We start from the raw sequence: 6,904 nt of genomic DNA, 5'->3' as shown, positions 1-6,904 counted from the left end.
ATACCCCTTTATTCTCCGGCGCAAACCTTCTGCTGGAAGCGGGTTCAAAACTCGCCATCATTGGTGAAAACGGTGCCGGTAAAACCACCTTTCTGAAGTGTCTGATCAATGACGAAACAGCCAAAGAAGGCACGGTTAAATGGGCCGAGAACGCTGCTGTAGGCTATGTTCCCCAGGACAGTTCAAAAGATTTTGCCAACGATATGACCATGTTTGAGTGGATGTCTCAATGGCGCCAGCCCAAGCATGACGATCTGCAGGTTAAAGCCATGTTAGGCCGTTTATTGTTTGGTTCTGATGACTTCAATAAAAAAGTGAGCGTGTGCTCCGGTGGTGAGAAAAACCGCCTGTTGTTCGGCAAAATCATGTTGCAGGATATTAACGTACTGGTGATGGACGAGCCTACAAACCACCTTGATATGGAGTCGATTGAAGCACTCAACAATGCGTTGTTAGCATTCGAAGGCACCGTGATTTTTGTAAGTCATGACCGTGAATTTGTACGTTCACTGGCAACACAGATTATCGAAATCAAAAACCAGTCTCTGACACATTTTGACGGTACATACGACGAATTTCAGTCTCACTTAGGGAACTAACCTGCCTGTAAAGGGCTTAGCGATAATCGGTAAGCCCTTTATACAATCGCTACTATTCGCACTTTTCTTTTGCCTACGCTCTATATTCTCTCTGTCTAATGCCCTCAAATTAGGGGTAACTCCCTATGGCGAATGGGCGAATTTCTACCAAATTTACCATTAAATACGTTTAAATCTGCATAGTGCAAAATTTAGACTAAAGTTTAACATTAAGTATATCCATATCCTTGTAGACAGGAGTTACCGCCGTGTTGGATATCGACAATTTAGACATCAAAAAAATACTCGAACATGCGCACATGGGTGTAGTGATCCATCGAGCAGACACCTCAATCGTATATGCAAACCCGGCTGCGCTTAAATTATTACGCCTCAGTTACGAGCAGCTCATCGGTAAAGACGCCTACGATCCTCAATGGGCATTTGTCGATGAAAATGGCTTTCCCCTGGAGCTGAGTAACTACCCGGTAAATCGGGTGCTTAACAGCAACAAACGCCTGGAGAATGAAACCATAGGGCTTATCGACAGCACGAGTAAAGAGATATCCTGGTATATGGTGAACGCCTATATGGAAGGCCGGCTGGGTGCAGAAAACTGCTTTGTCGTCGTGACTTTTTCTGACATTACCGAACGCGTAAAACCGTTTTCAGCAGAAGATATCCTGGAAAACGCCCAGGACATGATTATTGTCACCGAAGCAGACAATGTTGAGTACCCAGAAGGGCCGAAAATTATTTATGTAAACAAAGCCTTCGAAACCCTTACTGGCTATAGTAAAGAAGAGGTGATTGGAGAGTCACCCCGTATACTGCAAGGTTCATTAACCGACAAGGTCGCAAAGAACGAAATCTACGAAGCGCTGAAGAAAAAGCAGTCTATCAGCCAAACGCTGTTAAATTATGATAAATCCGGTCGTCCCTACTGGATAGACATGAATATCATTCCACTCAAAAACAAGGCCGGACAGGTCACTCATTTTGCGGCAATCGAGCGGGATGTCTCACAAATAAAATTCCAACAAGAGCAACTCGCTAATCGCAATAATGACTTAAAGGCACTTAAAGCCAGTCTGGAGAAACGGGTATCGGAACGCACACTGTCATTGCAACAAGCCAAAAACCAACTAGAAAATATGGCCTACTTCGACCCCCTCACCCAGTTGCCAAACAGGCGCTTTTTCAGTGTGCATTTGAGTAAACAACTTGCCGCAGCGAAACGTCGTAACGAAATGATTGCCATGGGACTGATAGACATCGATAACTTCAAACAGATCAACGACAGCTACGGTCACAGCAAAGGTGACGAGGTACTGAAAGGCTTCGCAGAAATCATAAACGATGTATTCCGGCATGAAGATGCCATTTGCCGCTACGGCGGTGAGGAATTCACGTTTTCAATAATTATTCACCACATAGAACAAGCAGAGCAAGCCTGTGAGCGCCTGATGCAAGCGATCAGGGCCACCCGTTATAATGTGGGTGACACCACGGTTAACGTCACTGCCAGCATTGGCGTCTGTGTTACACACTGCCAGGCCGACACCGATGAACACATCTTGTACCGCAGTGCTGATAATCTGATGTACAAAGCTAAACAACAAGGAAAAGACCGATATTACATAGGCGATGTGGAATAAGAGCTTTCCTGTTTCGCCCGGTTGTTCGGTTGGCAATTAGTCTAAATTTGCCCCCAGACAAATGAATTGAACTATAGTTATATCATCCTGGTTAGATCGCTATGTTGAGTTAGAATCTAAATAAATTACGTTAATCGTTGCTGACTGTGCATTTATTGCGCATAGTAGTCCTAGCGCCCCAGTAAAAAGCGGATATCAGGCAATAACATCAATAACAATATGAAGTGAATTATGAACGTAGCAGACATAGTGCAGCAGGCAGAGTCCGTATTCGTGCTACCTGACTCAGTGACTCAGTTAAAAGCGTGTATCGATGACCCCACATCCAGTGTTGACGATGTTGCTGACATTATTGCGTTCGACCCATCTCTTACATCCCAGCTGCTTAAAATTGCCAATAGTGCTATTTACCAGTTCCCGCACACAATCGATACCATTACCAAAGCCATCCAGGTTATTGGAACAAAAGCCACATATGACATGGTGTTGTCTTATGGGGTTTCTCATACTTTTAAAGAAATTGATACCTCAGTAATCGACATGGATCGCTTCTGGGAGCAGTGTGTAAGTTGTGCATTGTTAAGCAAACACCTCGCAGAATTGAAGCGTATTCGCGGTTCAGAAAAATTGTTTGTAGCCGGCCTGCTTCACAACGTTGGCGAATTGGTTATGGTCAGGCTCTATCCGGAAAAGGCCAAACAATGCGCCATGTTAACCCAGCGTGATACACCGGCAGCGCTGCAGCGTAAACACCTGGGTTTCACCTATGCGACCTTATCTGCTGCATTAATTCAGCACTGGGGATTACCAGAGAGTATTTCCACGCCCATCTCGCATATTCATGATGAGGCAGCCAATCAGGACATATCGTGCCAGATCATCAAGCTAAGTTATGCAATGTCACTCGACAATGTGAACGCCGATATTTACGCAGAGCAATCACATGTTTCGAGTGAGCTGGTCGCAAAATTAGGCCTTAACGAAGACGACATGGCAGCTGCGCTGGAAGAGACTAATTTCCAGGTACTCAGTGTGATTCAGTTATTCAACCCGACCGCCTTTACCATTTATTAGTTTAATGTCTCATCACTCGTTGAACACGCTGACATACACTGCCCTATTGGTTGTGGTTATCAGCCTGCTAAGTAGTTGTGCAATTACCGTTGACAGCAACCATGTTGGCAGGGACTTTATTAGACTGGACACCTCCAGAATCCAGTTTGGTGTAACCACAAAAAATGACATTACAGCACTGATGGGTACGCCAAGTTATACCCTCGAATTGAAATCAATGGGCCGTCATAGTCTGGTTTACCGCTATTTCAGTCGCATGGCCGAGGCGGTTGCAACCGACCAGGTAGCCAGTCGGCTACAGACGTTTCACTTTGATTGGAATGAAAAACTCACAGGAGTGGACTATGTTAGCTCCTTTCGTGACGATTCCACCTATTTTGATATAGAGAAGGCCAGTCGAATAAAACAGGGCGACCCCAAACAGCGAGTGATTAAGTTACTCGGGCCGCCTTCTGGCGTTAACCCTATTCCGCCACCAGAGAGCGAACTTGGCGAAGTGATTTCCTACAGTTATCCCGTTACAAAATACCTCGACAAGACCTATCATTTACTGACGTACAACGTATTAATTCAGTTTGATAAACAAGGAAACGTAGCAACTGTAGATGTGATGGAACCCGCCATCTAGACGGTTACCCAACCTTTGTCCCACTGATAACGTCACAATCGTCGCCTCTCACGTTTACCCTTTCCTTCGTTACACACTACAATCCACTGCTGCAACGAATCGCTCGATTGTGACTGAATAATACCTTTTCTCATTTGCAATTGGCACTACAACACGATGCGCGTATACTGCAAAGTTGCGCTGGCTATGCCGGCTGTCTCTGCTTATGCCGCCTTTTTAGTTGTTTGGTGCAATAGTTTGGTTACAAGTTTTCGCTTTCTGCCACGTGTTTTTTCAATATTACTGCTGATATTTTGCAGTGCACTGGTGCACGCGCAGGAAAATACATGGGACCGGTTATCACAACCCATTTTCTACGCTCCATTGAGCTCATCGTCTGTAATTGAAGGGCCTGTCGATTCAATTATTGAAGACAAACATGGCCTGATGTGGCTTTCTGCGGCAAACGGCTTATGGCGGTGGGACTCGCACTTTTTAACCCAGGTTCAGTTTACGTCATTGAGTGAATTTGCCTTATTCCCGCAAATACAGAGTACCTTCAAAGACCAACACCAGCGCATCTGGGTGGGCACCAACCAGGGTTTATATCAATTAGATTCGTTGCGTAATCAACTCAGCGCTATTGCTGAAGAACAACTCTCGGCAATCTCGATTCAGAATATCGCTTCGGCACAAACACAAGATGGAGACTTTCTGGTACTCGCCGGCGACCGTACTTTATTTCAGTTTCAGGTTTCCAGCGGACGCCTCAGCGCCATATCACTGCCCGGCTCTGTGCGTGTTTATGCCGTTCATATCGACCCGTCTGACACCCTTTGGGTGGGCACCGAAAAAGGCTTGTTTTATGCCCAGCATGAACAAGGCGCTACAGGCAAACAAGGTAAGCTGGGTGAACTACAAGCGGTCAAATCATTTCCCGACAATGTTCGCATAAGCGCCATTGACACTACTCAAGCTGGTAAACTGGTCATTGGCACTGCGCAACATGGCTTGTTCGTTAAGCAAACCAGCGAACAGTTTAGTCATATTGCCCTGCAAGGCGCTGCCCAATCAGCCTGGATTTACAATCTGGTTGAGCAACGAGACAACGTGTTGCTATTGGGCACCTTTGGCCATGGACTGGTTGAAGTTGACCTGGCCAACCTGACACAACGCCATGTGCCCTTTAATCGACTTCACCCCTCCGGATTAAGCGACAATAATATTTGGAGTCTGTATCGTGATTCACGAGGACTAATCTGGATTGGTGCCGGTGAGTCACTGAATATTTACGATGCCAGAAACACTGCAGTAAAACACATTATTGGCGGATTAGCGGAGCCTCACGGCTTACCTGCCCCAAAAACACACGCTGTCGTAGCCTTGGAAGACTCACTGGTAGTCGCCAACGGTTCGCTTGGCTTATTTGAACTCTCTCCCACTCACGGTGTTACTCAGTCATGGTGGCAAGCAGCCAAAGACCCGGTAGAAACCTTGTATGTAACGCCAGATCAAACCCTTTACGCGTCGTCCAACTTTGCAACGGTTTCACTGCCCTCACCAGACCGAAAAGTCATACCGGTTTCCGTGGGGGAGCGTCCCGCTTCTGTGTTCTCTGGCGCTTTTGCAGATACCGGTAAACTGTTCTGGATAGGTGGACCCGACGGATTGTGGATGCAGTCAAAATCTAACCCCGATTCAGCGAAACAAATATTAACCAATACGATTCACGACCGGCGGGTATCCGCGTTACTGTCTACCCCCGAAGCACTCTGGGTGGGAACATGGCGTGGCCTGTATAAAGTAACACTCACTGACGATGGTGAGGATGTCAGCCAGATTGATACCATTGCCCACGCAGCGCTTCAACAACAGTTTGTGTCTGACATTTACGCCGACTCTCATGGCAACATTTGGGTAGCGACCAGTGGCGGAGGCGTATTTGTTGGCGCATCATCACAGTCTTCCTGGCAGCAACTTACTCACGAAAACGGCTTACCAGGAAATTCAATCGCGGCTATTGCTGGCGAAAGCGAGGGTGAGATTTGGGTAGGCACATCGCGCGGTATCGCGGCCATTTCTACACAAGACTACCAGATCAGAAAGGTTGTCACCGGCCGTCAGGCAATCAACAGCCCCTATGCCCGTGGCGCTGCAACTTTAACCGCCGATGGCAATGCCGTTTTCGGCGGGAAAAACGGCTTAACCATTGTCACCCCGTCACAATTGGCGGTCTCTGATGAACAACTTGCGTTGGTATTTACTAATGTCAGTGTGCTCACCGAAAAAGGTGAATTACACCCCATTCAACTTGCCGACACTCGGCACCGGTTCGCGCCCTTACCCCAACGGTTGTCATTTGAGTTTGCGGCGCTGGATTACCTGTCTCCGGAGCATATCCGATATCGTTACCGCGTACCGGGCCTGAATGAAAGCTGGACGGAACTCGACGCGGATCACAGAAATATCACCCTGACGAGCCCGTCACCGGGTGACTATGCATTGCATATAGAATATTCCTACGACGGCAAGCACTGGCAAAGTAATACGCTGAATCTGCGCTTTACGGTTCTACCGGCCTGGTATCAAAGCAATGCTGCCCGTATTACCGGCATAGTGATGCTGGTCATTGCGATTTACGTACTTCACCAACTGGGACTGCGCCATTATCGGTATCGTCAGCGCATTCTGGAACAAAGAGTGGCTGCCCGCACCGCCGAACTGGTAACGGCAAACGAGAAACTCAGCGAACAGGCTACTGCGCTGGAAAAAGCCAGCTTAACCGACTCGCTGACCGGCCTAAACAATCGCCGCTTCCTCACGCAGAATATCCAACGCGATCTCAAGCGTGTGCAGCGCTATTACATCGACTGTGAAAATCAGGGAATCCAGCCTACTTTTGAGTCGGATGTGCTGTTTTTGGTTATCGACCTTGATCACTTTAAACGCATTAACGATACCCATGGCCACCAGGCCGGGGACGCTGT

General features: G+C 47.3%; 5 protein-coding genes. All 5 read left to right on the top strand.

Going from position 1 to position 6,904, the window contains the following annotated elements; translation table 11 throughout:
* The coding region (locus AC4MRN_RS18555; RefSeq protein WP_491204124.1) for an ATP-binding cassette domain-containing protein at window positions 1-599 on the top strand (599 nt) is incomplete at its 5' end.
* 248 nt (window positions 600-847) lie between these two features.
* Window positions 848-2,236 (top strand): sensor domain-containing diguanylate cyclase, encoded by a 1,389-nt coding sequence (locus AC4MRN_RS18550; RefSeq protein ID WP_491204123.1) that lies wholly within the window; start codon window positions 848-850, stop codon window positions 2,234-2,236.
* A 231-nt stretch (window positions 2,237-2,467) separates the two neighbouring features.
* Window positions 2,468-3,310 (top strand): HDOD domain-containing protein, encoded by an 843-nt coding sequence (locus AC4MRN_RS18545; protein WP_491204122.1) that lies wholly within the window; start codon window positions 2,468-2,470, stop codon window positions 3,308-3,310.
* Window positions 3,311-3,314: 4 nt separating this feature from the next.
* Entirely contained in the window at window positions 3,315-3,938 is a 624-nt protein-coding gene (locus AC4MRN_RS18540) for a hypothetical protein (RefSeq protein WP_491204121.1), read from the top strand.
* 306 nt (window positions 3,939-4,244) lie between these two features.
* A partial coding sequence (locus AC4MRN_RS18535) for a ligand-binding sensor domain-containing protein (RefSeq protein WP_491204120.1) occupies window positions 4,245-6,904 on the top strand: 2,660 nt, incomplete at its 3' end.

It is taken from the genome of Marisediminitalea sp. (genome assembly GCF_984433645.1).
Note: the sequence above shows the minus strand (reverse complement) of the source record. Positions and strands in the feature narration are given on the sequence as shown.

Coding starts and splice junctions, on each gene's coding strand:
- AC4MRN_RS18540 (WP_491204121.1), top strand. CDS start 3,315: ATGTCTCATCACTCGTTGAACACGCTGACATACACTGCCCTATTGGTT.
- AC4MRN_RS18545 (WP_491204122.1), top strand. CDS start 2,468: ATGAACGTAGCAGACATAGTGCAGCAGGCAGAGTCCGTATTCGTGCTA.